The sequence below is a fragment of the Oleiphilus sp. HI0132 genome, from assembly GCF_001635845.1.
Genome location: NZ_LWGJ01000458.1, coordinates 1 through 1019, shown reverse-complemented (window position 1 = coordinate 1019; position 1019 = coordinate 1). Strand labels below are relative to the sequence as shown.

The 1019-nt window shown below is 43.7% G+C and carries 1 protein-coding gene; it reads left to right on the top strand.

The window, feature by feature from the left end:
* On the top strand, positions 1-826 hold an 826-nt coding region (locus A3766_RS30480; protein WP_068641888.1), incomplete at its 5' end, for an endonuclease/exonuclease/phosphatase family protein.
* Between the last annotated feature and the right edge of the window lie 193 nt (positions 827-1019).

Genomic DNA, 1019 nt, shown 5'->3' with positions numbered 1-1019 from the left:
GTCAGCGGGCTTTGACTATTTTGCAACAGTCGAACAGCCCAACAAGAAGTCTGACTATCTGTTTGATATGCCCGTTGTCGCGATTGCTTCAAAATTCCCCATCCTATCTAGTGAAGCAGTTTCGGTTGATCAATATTTGATTCAGAGTTTGGGGCTCAACTCAGAATTTGTTTTTAGTCGTCAGCCGATCAGGGCCGTTATTGAAATCGATGATTACTCCAAGGTTGCCGTGTATGTGGCGCACTTGAAGTCTAAAAGGTCGAAGTTTGATCGTCACTTTTATGTGGATACAGCCGACAATGAACAAGTTCGTAATTTCCTTTACGACGACCTGCATGGTCGGTGGGCTTCAAGTATGCAGAGAGGAACTGAAGCAGCTCTTCTCTACAATGACTTTTGGAAATCTAGTGCGAAGGAAGATATGCCAACCATTATGCTTGGTGATCTAAATGATACGATCGACTCAACGCCTTTGCAGTTGCTGGTGGCTGGCGGGCATATTGATAGAATTGGATCGAAATATGTTTCATCCCTTTCTGCTGCGGAGAGGCTGAATGTTGAAAAACATACACTTTACGATGCCTTTGAAATTAGTGATAAAACTATCGAAACTCGTCGTAGCCCTACACACTATTTTGCAAATAAGGGCAGTGTTTTAGATTATGTGCTGTTATCAAAGGAATTTGATGCTAACAATCCACGCAGTATTGCGGAAGTCGTTAGTTATGACGTGCACGATGATCATCTGCAAAACCCTAACTATGAGGTAGACGCTGAAGCATCAGACCATGCCCCCGTGTCAGTCACCATCGAAACGGCCTTTTAAAGACTCCTAGACTCTGCTGTCGCCTAAAAAGCAATTCCAAATCAATCCTCACATTACTGCTGACAGTGATCCATATCGAGTTTGTATTCGTAGACCTTACTGATAACTGGTAACGAATTCGAGAAGAGTAAGTTGGAACAGTCAGCAGTAACAATCCGTCGCGACACATTGTACTACGATGGCGAATGCCCTC